The 19,770-nt window shown below is 72.7% G+C and carries 6 protein-coding genes and 1 pseudogene; 1 reads left to right on the top strand and 6 read right to left on the bottom strand.

What is annotated here, in order from left to right; all coding sequences use genetic code 11:
• Complete coding sequence (locus tag AB0G28_RS36300) at positions 1 to 789, top strand: 4'-phosphopantetheinyl transferase superfamily protein (protein WP_361099996.1); 789 nt, start codon at positions 1 to 3, stop codon at positions 787 to 789.
• Here AB0G28_RS36300 and AB0G28_RS36295 read toward each other — a convergent pair.
• From AB0G28_RS36295 to AB0G28_RS36270, 6 genes and pseudogenes are all read right to left on the bottom strand, one after another.
• A complete protein-coding gene (locus AB0G28_RS36295) occupies positions 710 to 6,163 on the bottom strand; it encodes a carboxyl transferase domain-containing protein (RefSeq protein WP_361099993.1) in 5,454 nt (1,817 codons plus the stop codon). The two genes, AB0G28_RS36300 and AB0G28_RS36295, sit on opposite strands and share 80 nt — an antisense overlap.
• The gene (locus AB0G28_RS36290; protein ID WP_361099990.1) at positions 6,160 to 14,232 is read right to left on the bottom strand and encodes an SDR family NAD(P)-dependent oxidoreductase; all 8,073 of its coding nucleotides are present in this window, start codon (positions 14,230 to 14,232) and stop codon (positions 6,160 to 6,162) included. Before AB0G28_RS36290 ends, AB0G28_RS36295 begins: the two co-directional genes overlap by 4 nt.
• Positions 14,232 to 15,893 carry an acyl-CoA dehydrogenase family protein gene (locus tag AB0G28_RS36285; protein ID WP_361099987.1) on the bottom strand — a complete coding sequence of 554 codons (1,662 nt, stop codon included), beginning with the start codon at positions 15,891 to 15,893 and terminating at the stop codon, positions 14,232 to 14,234. Before AB0G28_RS36285 ends, AB0G28_RS36290 begins: the two co-directional genes overlap by 1 nt.
• Before the next feature lie 436 nt (positions 15,894 to 16,329).
• Positions 16,330 to 17,925, bottom strand: coding sequence for a DUF2207 domain-containing protein (locus AB0G28_RS36280; RefSeq protein WP_361099984.1), 1,596 nt, complete (start codon positions 17,923 to 17,925; stop codon positions 16,330 to 16,332).
• Between the two features lie 56 nt (positions 17,926 to 17,981).
• Entirely contained in the window at positions 17,982 to 19,169 is a 1,188-nt protein-coding gene (locus AB0G28_RS36275) for a hypothetical protein (RefSeq protein WP_361099981.1), read from the bottom strand.
• A 208-nt stretch (positions 19,170 to 19,377) separates the two neighbouring features.
• A pseudogene (locus AB0G28_RS36270) lies at positions 19,378 to 19,770 on the bottom strand (hypothetical protein); the annotation flags it as partial.

The raw sequence follows: 19,770 nt of genomic DNA, 5'->3' as shown, positions 1-19,770 counted from the left end.
GTGACCGGACACTGGCTCGCCTGCGGGATGCGGGACGTCCCGATCGCCGACGACTGGCTGTCACCGGCCGAGGCGGCGCGGCTGGCCGGGCTCGGGCACCCGAAACGGCGGTCCGAGCTGAGACTGTCGCGGTGGACGGCGAAACACGCGATCGCGGCCGCGCTCGGGCTCGACGACGCCGCCGGCACGCTGGCCCGCATCGAAGTCCGCCCCGCCTCGACCGGTGCGCCGGTCGCCTGCCACGACGGCGTGCCCGCACCCGTCGCCGTTTCGCTGACCGACCGCGCCGACTGGGCCGTCTGCCTGACCGGGCCGCCCGGCGCCGCACTCGGCTGCGACCTCGAACTGGTCGAACCCCGCTCGGCTGCCTTCGTACGGACGTGGTTCACGGCCCGCGAACGCGAGACGGTCTCCGCCGGAGACCGGTCGGTGCTCGCCAACCTGATCTGGTCGGCCAAGGAGAGCGCACTGAAGGTCCTCGGCACCGGCCTGCGCCGGGACACCCGCTCGGTGGAGGTCGAGCTCGACGCCGGCGGGCCCGGGTGGAGCCCGCTGGTCGTGCGCGCGGCCGAAGGCACCGAATTCCCCGGCTGGTGGCGCCGGTACGGCGACTTCCTGCTCACCTGCGCGGCCACCGTGCCCCACGCTCCCCCGCGCTGCCTGACGGAACCGCCGTCGCTCGCGGCGGCGGTTCCCTCCCACGGCTGGCTCACCGGGGTACGCCGCACCGGGCCATCCCCCGTTCCAGGGCCGCGACCAGGTACGGCCGCAGACCGCTCGCCGGGATGATGTGGTCGACCGAGCCGACCTTCCGGGCGCGGACGATGTCGTGCACGTCGTCGAACTCCGCCGCCACCTCGCCGAGCTTCTCCGCCCGGACCTGTTCCGTCACCTCCCGCAGCTCCGCGGCGGAACCGGTTCGAGCCCGCGCCACGCGCGGGTCCGCCTGGGTGCGGGACCGCACTTCGCGGGCGAACACCACCGCCGCCGCCGGCGCGCCGCCGATCACCGACGCGTAGGAGCCCTCGACCGCCGCGACCTCCAGGTTTTCGTTGAGCTGCTTGGAGAACACGACGAACGCACCGCCGTGGTAGCGCGACACGACCGCGAACACGATCGGCCCGGCGAAGTTGGTCACCGCGCGGCCGATCTCCGCGCCGTACTCCAGCTGGCGGCTGCGCATCGACTCCGGCGAGCCGTCGAAGCCCGACAGGTTGGCCAGCACGACCACCGGCCGGTTGCCGCTCGCCGCGTTGATCGCGCGGGCCACCTTCTTCGACGACTGCGGGAACAACGTCCCCGCCGTCCACACCGCCGGGCCGTCCCCGGGCACCGGGTCCTCGCGCGGCACCGGGTGCGACTCGAACCCGATCAGGCACACCGGGATCCCGCCGATGTGCGCGTCCCACACCACCGCGGTGTCGGCGTGCTTCCACCGGGCCCAGCGTTCCAGGGGCCGGTGGTCGGCGTCGGCGACCGCCCGCAGGACCGCCCGGATGGCGAACGGCTTCTTGCGCTCGGGGTTGGCCGTGGCGGAGAAGACGTCCCCGACGGTCGTGAAGTCCGTGCCGGCCAGCCGCGGGTGCGGGGTGGCGCGGACGTCCCGGTCGACCGGGTCCGCGGTGCGGGCCCGCCGCGGGAACCGCTCGCCCGGCACCACGTACGTGTGCTCGTAGTGCGCGAAGAGGATTTCGCACGCGGATTCGAGGTCGCCGGCCCGGTACTGGGCCTGGCCGTTCGGGCCCATGATCCGCTCGAACCCGCCGATGCCGAGGTTGTCCTCGGCCGAGACGCCGCCGGAGAAATCGAGGGCCTGCTTGCCGGTGAGCACCATCGCGCTGTCCGGCAGCATCACGAGCACGCCGCGGGTGTGCATGAGCATCGTCGCCTCGGCGTTCCAGTAGGGCTGGGCGCCGACGTTGATCCCGGTGACCACGATGTTGATCTCGCCGCCGCCCTGGGTGAAGGTGACGATCCGGCGCAGCACCGCCCCGATCCAGTCCATGTTCTCGGTGCCGCTGGTCATCGAGATGCGCGCGCCGGAGGACACCGCGAACCACTCCACCGGCACGCCCGTGCGCTCGGCCAGGTCGAGGGCCGCCACGATCCGGCGGCACTCCGGCTCGGCGAGCGCGCCCAGGCTGCGGCTGGGGTCGCCCGCGATCAGCACGCGGGCCATGCCCTCGGGCACGGTCGCGGTGTGGTTGCGGATCAGCCCGGTGACGAGGTTGGCCGTGTTGCCGCCCGGTGGCCGGTCGACCGGCCCGTACGCGCCCGCGGCGTCGAGGTCGTACTCGGTGAACTCCCCGGCGGGGAAGTCCGACGTGGCCCCGGCGGGCGGGGTGAGCAGCCGGACCAGCTCGTACGGGTAGACCTCACCGCGCCGCTCGGTGCGCAGGGCCTTCAGGTCGTACTCGCCGAGCGGTTCGATCGGCTCGTCCGACGGCGGCGTCTCCCGCACGACGACGCCCGCGCCGCCGAGGTGGCTGACGTCCAGGACGACATCGCGACCCGCCGCGCGCAGCCGGACCAGGACGTGCTCGACGCCCAGCCCGCGGAACGACGGCGCCAGCCGGTGGCCGAGGTCGCGCCACAGCTCCGCCGCGACCGTCCACGGTGGACGGACGTGCAGCAGCACCACGTTCTTGAGCAGCCGCCGGCCCGCCGGCCGGTGGGACTGGAACCGGCGCAGCCCGGACAGCACCTCGCCGAGCACCCAGTCCAGCGCGGGGTAGCTCGCCACCTCGCCGTGCTCGCCGGTGACCGGCGTCAGGTCGCGTACCTCGGCGAGCGCGAACAGCCGTTCGTCCTTCGGGTTCTCGTGCGCGACGCCGTGGAACAGGTAGACGTCTTCGGCGGAGTCGAGGCGGGTGATCGCGAAGCGCGACAGCCGATCGACGTTCAGCCGCTTGGCCAGCATCGGGTGCATGTCCCGGTAGAGCGGTTCCTCGGCCAGCCCGTCCACTGTGGACCGGAAGGTGAAGTGCCGGGTGCCCCGCGGGCCGGTGACCGTCACGTCGGCGCGGTGCAGCGGCCGGGCGGGCACCGCCGCGGCGAGGACGTCCCGCAGGCGGTCGCGCAGGTCGTCCCCGGGCTCGGTGTCGGCCCACAGGTGCAGGTCGAGCACCGGCCGCAGGTCCGCGGCGAGCCCGGCGAGGTACCGGCCGACGGCCGCGGCGAGCTCGGGCAGGCCGCCGGCCGCCCCGCAGCCCACCATCAGGTGGAACAGCGTGCCGCGGTACCGGTAGCCGGACACGGCGAGCCGGGCTCCCCCGGCGTCGACCAGGTCGACCGGGCCGAGCTCACGAATCCGGTAGTAGCGGCGGGCCGCGACTTCGAGCGCGACGTCCCGCGCCCGCTCGTCACCCCGCCGGTACCACCGCAGCAGCAGCGGCCGCAGCGGCTGCGGGCAGCCGACGAGGGCGGCCATGCGCCGGTCCCGCTCCTCGCCGGAGCCGGCACCGGACGCGAGCGCGGCGATGTGGCCGTCCATCTCCCGGTAGAGCCGGGCTCGCGCGCGCACCAGCACCGGCTGTTCGAAGCAGCGGAACCGGACGTCGCGGGCCAGGTCCATGACCGCCGGGTACCGCTGGTCGGTGGCCGCGACGAGCCGGTCGAGCAGCTCGCGCAGGTCGTCGTCGGCCGGGTGCGGGCCGCGGCCGGTCCAGCGGTCCAGGATCGCCGTGACGGCGGGCAGCACGGTTTCGAGCCGGTGCTGCCCGCGGTGGAGGCGCAGCAGGGCGTCCGCGACCTCGGGCGAAGGTCCCAGCTTCGTGATCCCGTGGTGGCGCAGCACCCGCAGCAGCCCGTCCAGGAACCGGGGCGGCAGGCCCTCGCCGCCGCTGCCGTAGGTCCGCAGGCAGGTCAGCAGGTACTCCTCGGGGGCACGGACGCGCTCCTCCCCCGTCTCGTCCCCGGGCTCCGGACGGCGGCGCGACACCGCGCAGACGTCCGCGAACAGCCGCAGGAACTCGCGCTCCCCGCGGAACCGCTCCGGATCGTCCTCCGGCAGCGGCGTCCACGGGTCCTCGCCACGGCCCAGGCGGGCGAGCGCGCCCGAATCGGCGTCGAACCCGAGCAGCAGCGACCGCAGCGCGCCGGCCAGGCTCCGCCCGGTTCCGGGGCCGGCGCTCAGCTCCGGGACGCCCCGGCCCGACACCGGGCTGTCCCCGATCACCGGGTCCAGCCGCAGCAGCGGAGCACCCGCACCGACCTGGACGTTCGGCCCCACGAGCACCGACCGCACCCGGCCGGGGAAGGTCGCGGTCACGGCCGTCTCCATCTTCATGGACTCGATGACGACCAGCGGGTCGCCGGCCGCGACGGTGTCCCCGGCCGCGACGGCGACCGACACGACGACCGCCGGGGTCGGCGAACGGACCACGCCGCCCTCGTCCCGCGCGATGGTGTGGGTGATCCCCTCGACCTCCACGGTGTGGATCGGGCCGGCGTGCGCGGCGAGCACCCGGTAGGCCCGGCCGGGGAAGCGCAGCCGCCGTTCGACCTCGCCCACGCGCGCGACCTCGACGTCGGTTTCGGCATCGCCGAGCGAGACCCGGTAGCTCGACGGGCCGTGCTGGAGGACGCCCACCACGCACGGCGTGCCGCGGTAGCGGAACTCGATGCGCCGCTCGCCGTCCGGTGCCGGGCCCGGCCGGCCGCGGGCCACTCCCGCGTAGAACTCCGCTCGGGTGCGCTCATGCTCCAGCGCGTACGCCTCGATCCCGGCGCACACGAGCGCGATGTCGGCGTACCGGCGTTCCAGGAGCTCACCGGTCGCCGTCTTCGCGTCGAGCCAGCCGGTGTCGTACCGGCCGGCCACGACGTCCGGGTGGTCGAGCAGGGTCAGCAGGAACGCCTTGGTGATCCGGCCGCCCTCGACGATCAGCTGGGTGTGGGCCAGCGCCCCGGCCAGCCGCGCCCGCGCCTCCTCGCGGTCGCGGCCCCACGCCAGCACCTTCGCGATCATCGAGTCGAACTCGGCGGCGATCTCGTCGCCCTCGGCGACGCCGGTGTCCACGCGGATCCCGGGCCCGGCGGGCAGCCGGAACCGGCGGATCCGCCCGGGCGCCGGCGCGAAGCCGTGGTCGGGGTTCTCGGCGGTGAGGCGGACCTCCATCGCGTGCCCGGACGACGCCGGCGGCGGCCCGGTCAGCCGTTCCCCGCGGGCCACGGCGATCTGCAGCTTCACCAGGTCGAGCCCGGTGGTCAGCTCGGTGACCGGGTGCTCGACCTGCAGGCGCGCGTTGACCTCCAGGAAAAAGTACTCACGCGTCTTCGGCACGTAGAGGAACTCGACCGTGCCGGCGTTCGTGTATCCCGCTTCGCAGCAGAGGCGGGCCGCCGCGGCGCGGATCTCGGCGTCCTGTCCCGGATCGAGCAGGACGCACGCCGACTCTTCCAGCACCTTCTGGTGCCGCCGCTGCAGGGAGCAGTCACGCAGGCCGACCGGCCAGACGGTGCCGTGCCGGTCGGCGATGACCTGGACCTCGACGTGCCGGGCCCCGGTCAGCTCGCGTTCCAGGAACACGCTCGCGTCGCCGAAGCCGTGCCGCGCCTCCGACCGGGCCGACTCGAACGCCGCTTCGAGCTCCTCCGGGCCGCCCACCCGGCGGATCCCGCGGCCCCCGCCGCCCGCGGTCGCCTTGACCAGCAACGGGAAGCCGATCCGCCCGGCCGCCGCGACGGCGTCGGCCAGGGTGCCGACCGGGCCGCCGCTCCACGGCACCACGGGCACCCCGGCCCGCTCGGCCAGCTGCTTCGCCCGGATCTTGTCGCCGGCCAGCCGCATCGCCTCCGGCGACGGGCCGATGAAGACGATCCCGAGCTTTTCGCACAGCTCGGCGAACTCGGCGTGCTCGGCGACGAAGCCCCAGCCGACCCAGGCGGCCTCGGCCCCGGCCTCGACGAGCGCCTGTTCCAGGCGCGCCAGGTCCAGGTAGGCCTGGCGCTGCCGGCCGGTGCCGGAGTCGGTGGTCATGGCCGGGCCGAGGCACACGGCTTCGTCGGCCTCGCGCACGAACCAGGCCTGCCGGTCGGGTTCGGTGTAGAGCGCGATGGTGGTCAGCGGGTCGCCCTCGCGGGCGAGCTCGGCCGCGGCGGTGAGGAACCGCAGGGCCGGCTCGCCGCGGTTGACGACCGCCACCCGGTGGAAGCCGCTCACGCCATCGCCTCCGTCATCGGGGCACTGCGGCCGGTGTCGAGCGCGCCGGGCAGCTCGGTCGTGCGATAGCCGCTCAGCTCCAGCAGAACCGCGCCGTTCTCGTCGAGCACGCGTCCGCCGAAACCGTCCTCTTCGGACGTCACGACGGCTTCCAGCCGTCCCCGCGGCTCGGGGGCGTCGTGCAGCACGATCCGGTCGACGTGCCGGGGCAGGCCGAACCGGCCGTGCCGGCCGATGTCCCAGATCCCGGCGGTCTGGAAGACGAGCTCGATCAGCCGCGGCGACACCAGCTCCGGCCGGTCCCCGGGCACGTGGTCGGGCGGCAGGTCGCTCGCGTACAACCCAACCGGGCCGCTTTCGGCCCGCCAGGCCCGTTCGAGGACCCGGAAGGCGGGGCCGTGGAAGAAGACGTCGTAGATCGCGTCCGCGGGCACGCCTTTCCCGTCCGGGACCGGCGGCGCGGCCGCGGTGACCGCGTCGCCCACCGGCGTCCGCGCGAGCCGGACCCGCCCGGTGAAGTGGGTCGTCACCTGGGGGTCGGCCTGCCCGGCCAGCACGCGGGCGCCGGTCAGCGCGCAGTCGGCGACCAGGCCGTCGCCGTCCGCGCGGAAGGCCGCGGTGACGGTGAGGGTGCGCGGCTCGTCCCGGTAGAACTTGCAGGGGGCGAGGAACTCGACGTCCTCGATCGCCACCGGGCGCCAGCCCGGCAGCGGCAGCGCCGCCACCTCCGCGAAGGCTTCGATACCGAGCACGCCGGGCAGCACCGGGGTGCCGTCGATCCGGTGGTCGCCGAGGAACGGCTGTTCGCCCGGGTCGAGCGTCGTCCGGACGCGGAGTCCACTGTGGACTCCCATCCGCTCGACCTCGCCCGTCATCGGCCCGGCGGGGAAGCTCGCCGGTTCGACGCCGTCGCGCTCGTCGACGAGGGCGCCCAGCTCGCCCGCGACGACGACCTCGCCGCGGTACGCGCCGCCGGTGAGTTCGCGGCGGATCCACGGGACGCCGATCTCGGGCGGCAGCATCTCGATGCCCGCGCGTTCCATCATCTTCGGGATGGAACCCCGCGTCGCCATGCCGATGCCGGCCCACGCCGTCCAGTCGACGGCGAGGCCGCCGGTCGCCGAGGTGAGCTTGCACAGCAGGTCGTTGGCCGCGCTGTAGTCGGTCTGGCCGAGGTTGCCGAACCGGCCGGCGACCGAGCTGAACGCCACGGTGACGCCGGGCGGGTGGTCGCCGAGGGCCTTGCGGACGGTGAACCAGCCGTCGGCCTTGACCCCGAACACGAGGTCGTATTCGCGGGGTTCCTTGTCCGGCAGGGCGTGGCTGATGTCGAGCCCGGCGGCGTGCAGCAGCACGTCGACGCGCTCGACGCCTTCGAGCGCCTTCGCGACCGCGTCGGCGTCGGTGAGGTCGACGCAGTGGTAGTGCACCCGGCCGCCCGCGTCCCGCACGGCGTCGATCGCCGCCCGCGCCGCGGCGAGCCGCTCGCAGCGGGCCAGTTCGCGCTCGACCCGCACCGGCGTCGGGCGCTTGCCCTTGTCCGTGAGCCGGCTGATCAGGTCGGCCTTGAGGCCTTCGTGATCGGTGGTGAACCGGGCGACGTCGGCGTCGCCTTCGTCCGGCTCGGGCGTCAGGTCGAGCAGGTGGAACGTGCCGCCCGAGGCCTTCGCGAGGTCGGCGGTGATCGCGGAAACGATGCTGCCCGCGGCGCCGGTCACCACGAACACGGTGTCCGGTCCCAGTGTCATCCCGTCTCCTTCGAGGTGGCGCTCTTCCACCGTGACGCTCCACCGCAGGCCCTGGGACCGGCCGACTTCCAGCGCGCCGGGGTCGGTGAGGGTCTCTTCGACAAGGGCGTCCGCGATCTCCTGCGGCGTCGCTTCGGGACCGAAGTCGACCGCCTTGACCAGCGCGTCGGGCCGTTCGCGGCCGTAGGCCTTGGCGAACCCGGTGACCGCGCCGCCGAGCGGGGCGTATGCGCCCGCTTCGTCGTAGCCGTGCCGGCCGCCGAGCCGGGTGCCGGTGACGAGGAACGGTTCCTGGTCGTTCAGCTTCCGCATGGTGGCGTAGAGCAGCTTCACGCGGATCCGGTTGGCTTCGCGCCAGGCCTCGAGGTCCATGGCGTCGATCGGGCCTTCGTGGTCGAGGGCCGGGAGCCAGTAGACGCCGTGGACGGGCCCGTCGCCGAGCCGTTCGTCGCCCGGCTCGGCGAGCAGCACGTCGACACCGCGGGCGGCCAGCCGTTCGGCGAGCGCGGCGCCCGCTCCCCCGCCATCGCTCGCGACGACGACCCGCTGTCCCGCGCGGAGTTCGGTACCGGTGGCCCGGCAGAACTCCAGCGGCGGCCGGATGGTCGCGACCGGCACGCGGCGCGGGAAGGCTCCGGTTTCGACAGGTGCCTCTTCCACTGTGGACACTTCGACGGCCGTTGCCGTCGATGCGCGCTCGCGCACGAAGCCGATCACGTGGGCGAGGGTCGGGTAGTCGCGCAGCCTGAGGTTGTCGTCCCGCTCGATCCCGAACCGCTCGCGAATCTCCGCGAACACCTCGGCCTGCTTCACCGTGTCCACCCCGAGATCGGCTTCGAGATCCAGGTCCAGCTCGAGCATGTCCTCCGGATAGCCGGTCTTCCCCGCCACCACAGCGAGGACCGTTCCTTCCACATTGTCCACATCGGACTGCGCAGTGGCCGATCGGTCGCGGATAAAACCGATCACGTGGGCCAGCGTCGGGTAATCACGCAACCGAAGCGTGTCGTCCCGCTCGATCCCGAACCGCTCGCGAATCTCCGCGAACACCTCCGCCTGCTTCACCGTGTCCACCCCGAGATCGGCCTCGAGATCCAGGTCCAGCTCGAGCATGTCCTCCGGATAGCCGGTCTTCTCCGCCACCACAGCGAGGACGGTCGCCTCCACAGTGTCCACATCGGACTGCGTAGTGGCCGATCGGTCGCGGACGAAACCGATCACGTGGGCCAGCGTCGGGTAATCACGCAACCGAAGCGTGTCATCCCGCTCGATCCCGAACCGCTCGCGAATCTCCGCAAAGACCTCGGCCTGCTTCACCGTGTCGACGCCGAGGTCGGCTTCGAGGTCGAGATCAAGCTCCAGCATGTCCTCCGGGTAGCCGGTCTTCTCGGCGACGACGGCGAGCACCTGGTCCGTCACCTCGTCACTGGCCGGAGCGGGCCCGTCGCCGGCCCCGCGCTCCCGGACGAAACCGATCACGTGGTTCAACGTCGGGTAATCACGCAACCGAAGCGTGTCATCCCGCTCGATCCCGAACCGCTCCCGGATCTCCGCGAACACCTCCGCCTGCTTCACCGTGTCGACACCCAGGTCGGCCTCGAGATCCAAATCCAGCTCGAGCATGTCCTCCGGATAGCCCGTCTTCTCCGCCACCACGGACAGGACCTGCGCGGTGACATCGTCGACGGCGGGCTCGGGAACCACGATCGGCTCGGCGGCCGGCTCGGGCGCCGTCCCGTCGGCGATCCGCAGCCGCCGGTGGTCGACCTCCAGGTCCGTGCCGCCCAGGTCCGTCAGCCAGCGCTGCCACGTCCCGCGGTCGGCGATGCGGTAGGAGTAGCCCAGCTCCGCCGGCGCGCGGTGGCGGCCGTCGGCGACCGGGGTCCAGCGCAGCAGCACCATGCTGATCTGGGAGCCGAAGCCCGCCGCGAGCCGCAGGGCGTAGCGCACCGGGTAGGCTCCGCCGCCCGAGAGGTTGAGCCGGCCCAGGGACGGGTCTATCTCCTTGAAGTTCGGCACCGGCGGCACGATCCCGGTTTCGAGGGCCTTGATCGCGACGACGTCTTCGATCCCGACGCCCATCGGGTGGCCGGTGAACCCCTTGGTGTTGGCGATGATCACCCGGTCGGCGTCCCGGCCGAAGACCTTGCGCAGCGCGTCGATCTCCGCCTGGGCGCTGCCGCCGCGCGCCGGCGTGTACGTCTCGTGGGAGACGAACACCGTCTCCGCGGCGATCGCGTGCCGGTCCAGCCCTCGCCGTTCCGCCTGGGCCACCAGCGTCTCCATCACCCCGGAGATGTGCTCGACGTCCAGTTTCGTGCCGTGGAACGCGCTGTTGGCGCTCACCCCGGAGAGGACCTCGCAGATCGGCTGCAGGCCGCGTTCCCGGGCGGCCGCGGCGGACTCGACGACGATCCCCGCGGCGCCCATGCCGAGCAGCATCCCGTGGCGCCGCGCGTCGAACGGCACGGCCGCGTCCTCGACCGCCGCGTCGGTGGCGGCCGCGCCGCTGGCCAGGAAGCCCGCGCCGACCCACTCGAGCAGCGAGTCGGAGGTCGCGTCGTCGGCCGCGACGATCACCACGCGCCGGCACCGGCCGGCCCGGATCCAGTCCTCGGCCAGCCCGATCGCCTGGGTCGTGCTGGCGCAGGCGGAGTTGACCTGGGTGTTCGGCCCGCGCGCGCCGATGATCTCGGCGAACTGCGAGTGTCCCATCGACAGCACCCGGAACAGGAACCGGCGGTCGAACTCGAACGGCGCCGCGGCGATCTCGGCGTCCAGGGCCGCGATCCGGCGGTCGAGCTCCACGGCGACGTCGCCCTCGGCCCGCGCGCGAATGGCCGCCAGGGTGTCGTGTTCGTGGTGCCGGTACCGGTCGGCGAGATAGCGTTCGACGTCCTCGGCGAACTCGCCGAGGCCCGGGAACGCGGACGCGAAGATCACGCCGGTGTCGTCGCGCAGCGCCTCGGGCAGGCCCCACCGGTCCGGCAGTTTCCCGCCGACCGTGGTCGTCTTGTAGTGCTGGGACAGGGGGATCCCCGCGTCGCGCAACGCGTCGAAGCCCGCGCCGATCGCCAGCCGCGTGCACTCGCCGAGGGCCTTGTCGCGTTCGCGGTCGACGCCGAACTCCTCGACGACGTCGAGCGCGCCCGCGCGGGCGGCGAGCTTGATGACGTCGTCCGGGCTGTCGATGGCCGCGAAGCGTGGCGAACCGTTCTCGCTCTTGACCAGGCGGGTGATGTGCTTGTCCGCCATGGCTTCCCGGAACGCCCGCGGGATCGCGCCGATGAACTGCTCGCCGTGCAGGATCCGGCCCACGTTGGCGTCGTCGAAGACGCGCTCGGTGCCGGGCAGGCCCAGTGCCGCCCCGGTGATCACGACCGGCTCGGTCTCCGCGGGCACCGGGGCCGGCGCGGGTGCGCCACCCAGCACCGCCTGGCTCCGGGTGAAGAAGTCGGCCACCAGGTGGCCCAGTTCGGTGTACCGGTCGGGAGTCACAGTCGCCGTCCTCGGCTCGGCCGGGATTTCGGGGGCCGCCTCGGCGGCGCCGAACCCGGCGGCGTACAGCCCGCACAAGGCCTGGTTGAACGACACCAGGTCGCCTTGCTTGGGGTGGTTGGTGAACAGGGCCAGCACGTCGTCGTGCCGGCTGCCGAGCGCGTCCTCGACGAAGCCGTGCAGTGCCTTCTTCGGGCCGACTTCGACGAACACCCGCGCGCCTTCGGCGTACAACGTCTCGAGCCCCTTGACGAACTGGACCGGCGACGCGACCTGGCGGCCCAGGATGTCGGGCATCCGGTCCGGCGAGTCCGGGTACAGCTCGCCGTCGACGTTCGCGACGACGGGCAGCGCCGGCGCCTTCAGCTCGAGCCGCCGCAGCATCCGGCGCAGCGGCTCGCTGACCGGCGCGACGATCGCGGTGTGGAAGGCGTGGCTGACCGGCAGCCGCACGGCGGTCCGCCCGGCCGCGGCGAACCGTTCCACCGCGGCTTCGACGGCGGCGGTGGCGCCGCCGATCACCGCCTGGCTCGTGCTGTTGACGTTGGCGATCACGACGTAACCGTCGATCCGGCCGATGGTCCGTTCGATCTCGTCGAGCGGGGCGAAGATCGCGGCCATCGCGCCGTTGTCCTCGACGGTCAGGTGGGCCATCTCGCTGCCACGGGCACTGACCGCCTCCAGAGCGTCCTCAAAGGACAGTGCACCGGCCGCGACCAGGGCGCCGTACTCGCCGAGGCTGTGCCCCATCACGAGGTCCGGCCGGACGTGGTGTTCGGCCAGCAGCCGGGTGAGGGCGAGATCGGCCGCCAGCACGGCGGGCTGGGTGATCTCGGTCTGCAGCAGGCGCTGCTCCGCACGGGCGACGGCGTCCGCGCCGTCGGCGAAGAGGTACTCGGTGAGCGGTTTGCCGAGCAGCGGGGTCATCACCGCGTCCGCCTGGGCGAACGTCTCGGCCACCACCGGCTCGCGGGCGGCCAGCGTCCGGAGCATGTTGACGTACTGCGAGCCCTGGCCGGTGTAGAGGAAGGCGACCTTGCGCCGCGGTCCACGGCCGAGGAACACGCCCTGCGCGCGCAACGCCTTCCAGATCGCCGGGTTGCCCCGGTCGAGCGCCTGCAGGGCGCGGTTCGCCTTCTCCGCCAGCTCGGCGGTGTCGCCGTAGTCGATCGCGATCCGCAGTGGCGCGGCGAGGTCGGCCGCCGGCGGCGGTCCCGCCTGGGGCAGTTCACCCGCGGCGGCCTGCCGGAGCCGGTCGGCGAGCCCGCGCTCGTCGGCGGCGCCCGCGACGAACGCTCCGCGCGGGGGCTCGGTCTTCGCCGGTCCGGTCTTCGCGGGCTCGCTCTTCGCGGGCAGGTCGGCTCCGGCGAAGGACACGGACTTCCGTTCCGGGTCACGGTGCCGGCCGGGCACGTACTCCTCGAGCACGGCGTGGAAGTTCGTCCCGCCGAAGCCGAACGCGCTCACCCCGGCCCGCCGGATCCCGGCCGGTGGCCGGGCCCACTCGTGGAGTTCGGTGTTGGCCCGGAAGGGGCCGTGGGCGAAGTCGATGTGCGGGTTCGGCACCTCGGCGTGCAGGGTCGCCGGGAGGATCTTCTCGTGCAGGGCCATCGTGGCCTTGAACAGACCCGCCGTCCCGGCCGCGCCCTTGAGGTGGCCGATGTTGGACTTCACCGAGCCGAGCGGGATCGAGCCCGCCGGGGCCGAGCCGAAGACCTCGGCGAGCGCCTGCACCTCGACGACGTCGCCGACCGCGGTGGACGTGCCGTGCCCCTCCACCAGCGAACAGGTGGCCGGGTCCGCGCCGGCCAGCCGCCAGGCGCGCTCGACGGCGAGCCGCTGGCCCACCGGGTTGGGCGCGGTGATGCCCTTGCCCTTGCCGTCGCTGGACCCCGCCATGCCCAGCAGCACCGCGTAGATCCGGTCGCCGTCGCGTTCGGCGTCGGCCAGCCGCTTGAGCAGGAACAGGTTCCCGCCCTCGCCCATCACGAAGCCGTCCGCGCCCTTGCCGTAGGGCCGGGTGCCGGTGGCCGACAGCGCGCCGATCTTGCAGAACTTCACGTACGCGGCGATGCCCATGTTGCGGTCGATGCCCCCGGTGAGCACCGTGTCGTACTCGCCGTTGATCAGGCCTTCGACCGAGGTCGCCATGGCGGCGAGACCGGACGCGCAGGCGGCGTCGGTGACGTAGCTGGGCCCGTGGAAGTCGAAGAGGTTGGCGATCCGGCCGACGATGACGTTGGCCAGCTCCCCGGGCATGCTGTCCTCGGTGACGTCCGGGATGGTTTCGCGCAGGCCGTGCCGGGCCTCGTCGACGATCGCGGCGCGGATCGCCTTGGGCAGCGCCGAAAACGTCGCCGAGCGCTCCAGTTCGCGGGCGAACTCGGGGAAGCTGATCCGCAGCGCGGTCTGGTAGTGCTTCTCCCCGGCCAGCGCGTTGCCGACGATCACGGCGGTCCGCTCGTGGTCCAGCTTCCGCTCCGGCCAGCCGTAGTCGAGCAGGGTCGCGCGCGCCAGGTTGACCGCCCACTTCTGGGCGTCGTCCATGTACGCCGAGACCTTCGGCGGCACCGGCAGCCGCCAGTGCCGCGGGTCCCATTCGAACTCGCGGACCCAGCCGCCGATCTTCGAGTACGTCTTGTCCGGCACGGCGGGGTCGGCGTCGTAGTACAGCGCCGGGTCCCAGCGTTCCGGCGGGACGTCGCCGATCGAATAGCGGCCCTGGACGATGTTGTGCCAGAAGGCCACCGCGTCCGGCGCGTCGGGCATGATCGCGCTCACGCCGACGATCGCGACGGCTCGATCGTGGGGTTGCTCGGGCATCACTGGCCTCCGGATCGGGCGTTGAGGATGCCGGCGAGGGCATCGGCGTCGGCGAGTCCACCGGCCTGGCTCGCCATGACTTCCGGCAGCCGCAGGGTGGCGGCCAGGTCCGCCACCGCGGTGTCCGCGCTGCTCTGCACGAGCTGCAGCCCCACGGTCGTCACGCGCAGGACCGCTTCTCGCGCGAACACCCGCGCGAGGACGGCGAGGGCGGCGGTGTCGAACCGCCGGTCGGCCTTCGCGGACAGCTCCGCGAGGGTGGCGCGCCGGCACAGGGCGGCGGCGCATTCGGCGTAGGCGATGAGCTCACCGAGGCGCAGCAGGACGTGCTGGTGCCGGGTGAGCCGTGCGACGCGGCAGCGTTCGAGCAGCTCGGCGAGCACGTGCAGGCCGAGTGCGGCGGTGGCGGCACCGGCCCCCGGGTGGGCGGCTTCGAGGGCTTCCAGTTCGGTGGCCCGGTCGTGGTAGTACCGGCCTCGGGTCTTGAGGTGCTCCTGCCAGCGGTCGCGCGAGATCGTCATCTCCATGATCTCCGACGTGCCTTCGTAGATCGTGGTGATCCGGACGTCACGCTTGATCTTTTCGACGAGGTACTCGCGGGTGTAGCCGTAGCCGCCGTGGGCCTGGATCGCCGCGTCGGCGGCGAGGTTGCCCGCCTCGGTGGCGAGGTACTTGGCGATGGCGCCCTCGGTGTTCAGCCCCAGTTCGCCGGTGTCGAGCCGGGTCGCGGTCTCCTCGATGTACGCGCGGGCGGCTTCGAGCCGTGCGGCGTGCGGAACGATCAGCTTGTGCGTGTACCCCTGTTTGCGCGACAGGGGACCGCCGGCCTGGATCCGGTCGGCGGCGTAAGCGATCGCCCGGTCGAGCGCCGCCCAACCCGCACCGAGCCCGAACGCGGCGACCATCAGCCGGGTGTAGCCGAACACCTGCTGGGCCTGCCACAGTCCCTGGCCTTCGACGCCGCCGACGAGCGCGTCGGTGCCGAGCGTGACGTCGTCCAGGAACAGCGCGGCGGTGTTGCTCAGCCGGATCCCGTGCTTGTCTTCGGGTTTCGCGTGCGTGAACCCGGGCGCGTCGCGTTCGACGACGAACCAGCTCGGCCCGCCCGGCGCGTTGGCCAGCACGCAGTAGGCGTCGGCGATGCCGCCGTTGCTGATCCACTGCTTGCGGCCGGTGATCCGGTACCCGGTGGTGCGGCCGTCTTCGACGACCGGGACGGCGACGGTCTTGAGCGCCCCGAGATCGCTGCCGGCTTCGGGTTCCGTTGCGCCGTAGGCGAACAGGAGCCCCTCCCCCGCCATCCGGCTGAGCCAGGTCTTCTTCTGTTCCGGCGTCGCGCCGACGGCGATCGGGTCGCTGCCCAGCGCGGTGGCGAGCACGCTGGTGGCGACGCCGAGGTCGAGGCCGGCCATGCGCTCGCAGACGCGGCAGACGTCGAGGCTGCCCGCCCCCATCCCGCCGTAGTCCTCGGGGACGAAGAGAAGGTGGATGCCGAGCTCGTCCCCGCACATCCGGCGGACCAGCTCCTCCGGGCACCGGTCCTCGTGGTCGAGCCGCAGCAGCAGCTCCGTGTCCAGGTTCCGGTCGGCGAACTCCCCGATCGCCTCCAGGATCATGGTCAGGGTTCCGGCATCCAGGCCGGCGAGTTCGACATCAGTCATGGCTCGGCCCGCGACGTCGCGCGACGACAGGGCAAACCAGCATCGCGGGTCCTCCTCTCCGTCGAGACGGATTGCGCGATCCCCCAGCGTGCAACCGGCCGCGCGGCCGGGTAGGGGCCGAACGTCACCGGCCCGCGCGCCAATAGGCCCATGATTGGCATAGACCACGTGGCCGGCTCGGGAAACCGCTGCCGCGCGGGGTAATCCACTCGTCCCACCGGCCCAACAGCCGGCCGGGAACCCGGTTCCTCCTGCGGTCGGCCTCCGTCCCGGTCCGGCGCACGGCATCGCGTGGCAACCGAACCGGGTCCGGCCGGTGCAGGACCGATGCCCCGCCGTCCGTGCCGCACCGCTCGTGCAGGAGCGGACTCCCCCGTCACCCGGCCAGCGCCGCCGTTTCCGATGGCCGTCCGGCGCGCGGAATACGCCGGGACCGCTACCAGCCATCACCGCCCCCGCCACCGCCCGCGCTTCCGCTGAAGGTGGTGGTGGCCGGGCCGGCGCCGATTGCCGGCCACCAGGGGTCCGGTCCGTCCGGGGACGTGGTGCGGGGAGCTTTCGGGTTGAGCACGGCGTTCCAGCTCCGGTCCAGACCGAAGACGACCGCATAGGGCAGGAGGCGCCGGGCCGGGTCGAGCAGTTCGGCCGGGTCGGGCTCCCGCGGCCCGGCCCGCCAGGTCTCCTTCAGGTGTTTGCGCAGGCAGAGCAACTGGTTGCGCAGCTCGGCGCCGGCGTCGGTCAGCCGGCTGAAGCGGGAGGCGACCACGCAGGTGGCGATGCCCACCGCGACAACGCCTGGAGACACGAGAGCGGTACCGAGGACGATCAGCGCTCCACCCCACCAGTAGTACGGCTTGCGATGCACGGCCTCCTTACGGACGAGCTGGAGCCGGAGCGCCTCGGCTTCGAGCCGCTCCACGAGGACCTTCGCGCGCGGAGGCACCCGAGCCGGGAACCGACCGGTGTCGGTCTTGCTCCCGCGCCGGGGCTTCTCGCCGAAGACGATCCGGGCGACGTGCGATTCCGGGGGTGTGAGACCGGCGAGGTCGCGAGTGAAGCGGAGACGGTAGATCTTGCGGCGGTCGACCTTGTCGCCGCGCCCGGATCGCGTGATCGTGAGGTACCCGCGCACCGCCAGGTCGAGGAGTCCGGCGCCGAAGGCGAGGTGAGGACGCCCGCACAACACCGCCGCCATGGGCACGCTGACGTTCCCGGGCGGCACGGTGACCGGTTCGCGGTCCCGGACCGCGGCGAAGCCGGTGACACGTCGCCGCCAGAGCCGCACCAGGAAGGCCGTTCCGGCGAGCACGGCCACCACGTTCAGTGCACCCCATCCGACGATGGTTCCCGTGCCGAGTCCGGGTTCGCCGGAGGTGGCGAAAGTACCGAGCCGGAAGCCGAAGCGCAGCGACACATTCTCTCCTGGCCGCATCGGGCGCGACGCGGTCAGGGTGAACGTGGTGGCGCCATCCCTGATCGTCCGTGCCACCGCGCACGGCTCCGCGGACTCCGGCGTCCCTTGTAGACAAGCATGGTCGCCGTTGTAGGCGGCCATGACGCCGGCATCGAGGTACAGCCGGACAACGGTCTTCTCCACCAGCTGGCGCCAGTGGGTGCCCGAGGTGTTCCAGTGCAGTTCGTCGTGGTCGCCGGTGCTGCGGGTGACGTCGCGGAGGAGGTAGTGGAGTTCGTAGACCTGGCTGCCGTGGACGAACCGGGAAGGATCTCCGATACGCACCACGGTGTCGGCTCCCACGCTGCGGGTCGTCCAGGGGACGGTACGCCCGGCGCCGTCGGTGACGGCATCCATCCGCAGCCCGACCGGGTGGCCGTCGTAATCGCCCGGAAGGATCCGTTCGAAACCGTGGTTCTGGTCGATCGCGGGAAACAGCATGGTGAGCCGCTCTGTCACGTCGAGCCGGGAATGCCTGTCCTGATCGACGCCGAGGTGGTAGTCGGCGGAGAACGACTCGATCGTGAAGTCGTCCACGCCCGCATGCGCGCTGCGAGGCACGCCGAGGAACAACGCCACCGCGGCCACGGTGACCAGAAGCCGAGTGACAGCGCTTGCCCGGGCAAACATCGGGTTCACCGCCAGACGACCGCGTGCGACTGTCCGTCCAGCCCCTCGTAGACGCCTACGATCACCCCTTCGTCGTTGACGCCCAGCGCACCGGACCCGGACGCGTCGGGCGGCACCGGCAACGTCGCGATGTGTCCGCGCCGATCCCAGCTGACCGCGATCTGCCGGCCGGCCTGGGTGGCTTGGCCGCTCACCACACCCGAGTCGTTGATGCCGGTGGGCCGGTCGTCACTGCCGCCGGGCAGTGTGTCGAGCGCGGTGACTCGGCCACGCCGGTCCCAGCGGACGGCCCGGATGTGCGGCTCGCCGACCGACGTGCCGATGACGGTCCCCACGGCATTGCGGCCGACGGCGGTACCGGCTTCGTGCCCCGGCAGCGGTGCCAATTCGGTGACCGCACCGGCCCCGTCCCAGCGCACGGCCGTCGTCCGGGCCCCGGCGATGGCGAAGCCGGCGATGCCGCCGTCGTTGCCGATCGCGAGCGCCCAGCTCGCGGTCTGCCCGGCGATGCTGCCCAGTTCGAAGATCCGGTCCGCGCTGTCCCAGCGCACCGCGTGGGGACGGCTGTCGGCCGACGAGGAGAATCCCACCACCGTCCCGGCGGCGTTGATGCCGTAGGGCACGCTGTCCCACCCGCCCGGCAGCACACCGAGGTCGTGCACCCGGCCGAGGCGGTCCCAGCGCACCGAGTGCGTGGTCGTGTCGGCCGCGGTCGCGTAACCGATCACCGTGTCGTCCTCGGCGAGCCCGGTCGGGATGCTGATCGACGACGATGGCGGCGCTCCACTCAACGAGTCCAGCCGGCTCACCGCCCCCGACGTGGACCACCGAACGGCGCGCGGAAGACCGTAGACGTCGTAATAGCCGGTACTCGTTCCCCGCTCGTTGACCGCGACGGCGCGCGTGTCGAGTCCGTCGACGGCCCCCAGATCGGTGACCAGCGCCGACCGGCCCCACCGGACGGCATGGGCCGGACCGGCGGGCACGGCCGCTTCGCCGACGACGACGCCGTGTTCGTTGAGGTCGTAAGGCCAGGTCGCAGCCCCATCGGCGAGAGCTTCGAGCTCGACCCGCGCCCGAAGCCTCGCCGTGTCGGCCGACGCCTGGGCCGAGGCCGTACCCAGCCCGAGGACCAGGCACGCCGCGGTCACGACGGACAGCCCGAAACGGCTTGAGTGCGTACGCGAAGACATGGCATCCCCTTTCCGCCCGGTGTGCAGCCACGATGAAACGTCGGCAGAGCAGGGAGTCAGAGCCCAACGACACCGGCGAAGCAACCGAAAGGCACCAAACGGAAGGACAAGGGCCGCGTCCCGAACACGCGGCACCAGAGGATTTCGCCACGATTCGTGGCGACGCCAACCTCTCCCTCCGTCTCGCAAGCAGGAAGACGCTGTAAGTTCAGGCGGGCACGACCGGCTCGGCTTGCGCCTCCGCGGGCTTCGGGCCCGGGATGTCCGCGACCGCCTCGCCGTCCGCCTGGGCCGGTTCCCGCTGCGGCGAGAGCCCATCCCGGCGGGAACCCGTGCCGGCGGCTTCGCCGTTGGGCACGACCTTGACCGCGCCGATCGCCGGAGCCGCAGCAGCGGCTTCGCGGGCCAGGAACGTACCCAGCTCGCCGATCGTGCTCATCAGCGGCGCCGGGAACACCACCGTGCTGTTGTGGTCCACCCCGATCTCCATCAGGGTCTGGAGGTTGCGCAGCTGCAACGCCAGCGGGTGCGCCATCATCGTGTCCGACGCCGAACCGAGCGCCGCCGCGGCCTGCGCTTCGCCCTCGGCGTTGATGATCTT

The sequence above is a fragment of the Amycolatopsis sp. NPDC021455 genome, from assembly GCF_040640995.1.
In the GTDB taxonomy this organism is placed as follows: domain Bacteria; phylum Actinomycetota; class Actinomycetes; order Mycobacteriales; family Pseudonocardiaceae; genus Amycolatopsis.
Note: the sequence above shows the minus strand (reverse complement) of the source record. Positions and strands in the feature narration are given on the sequence as shown.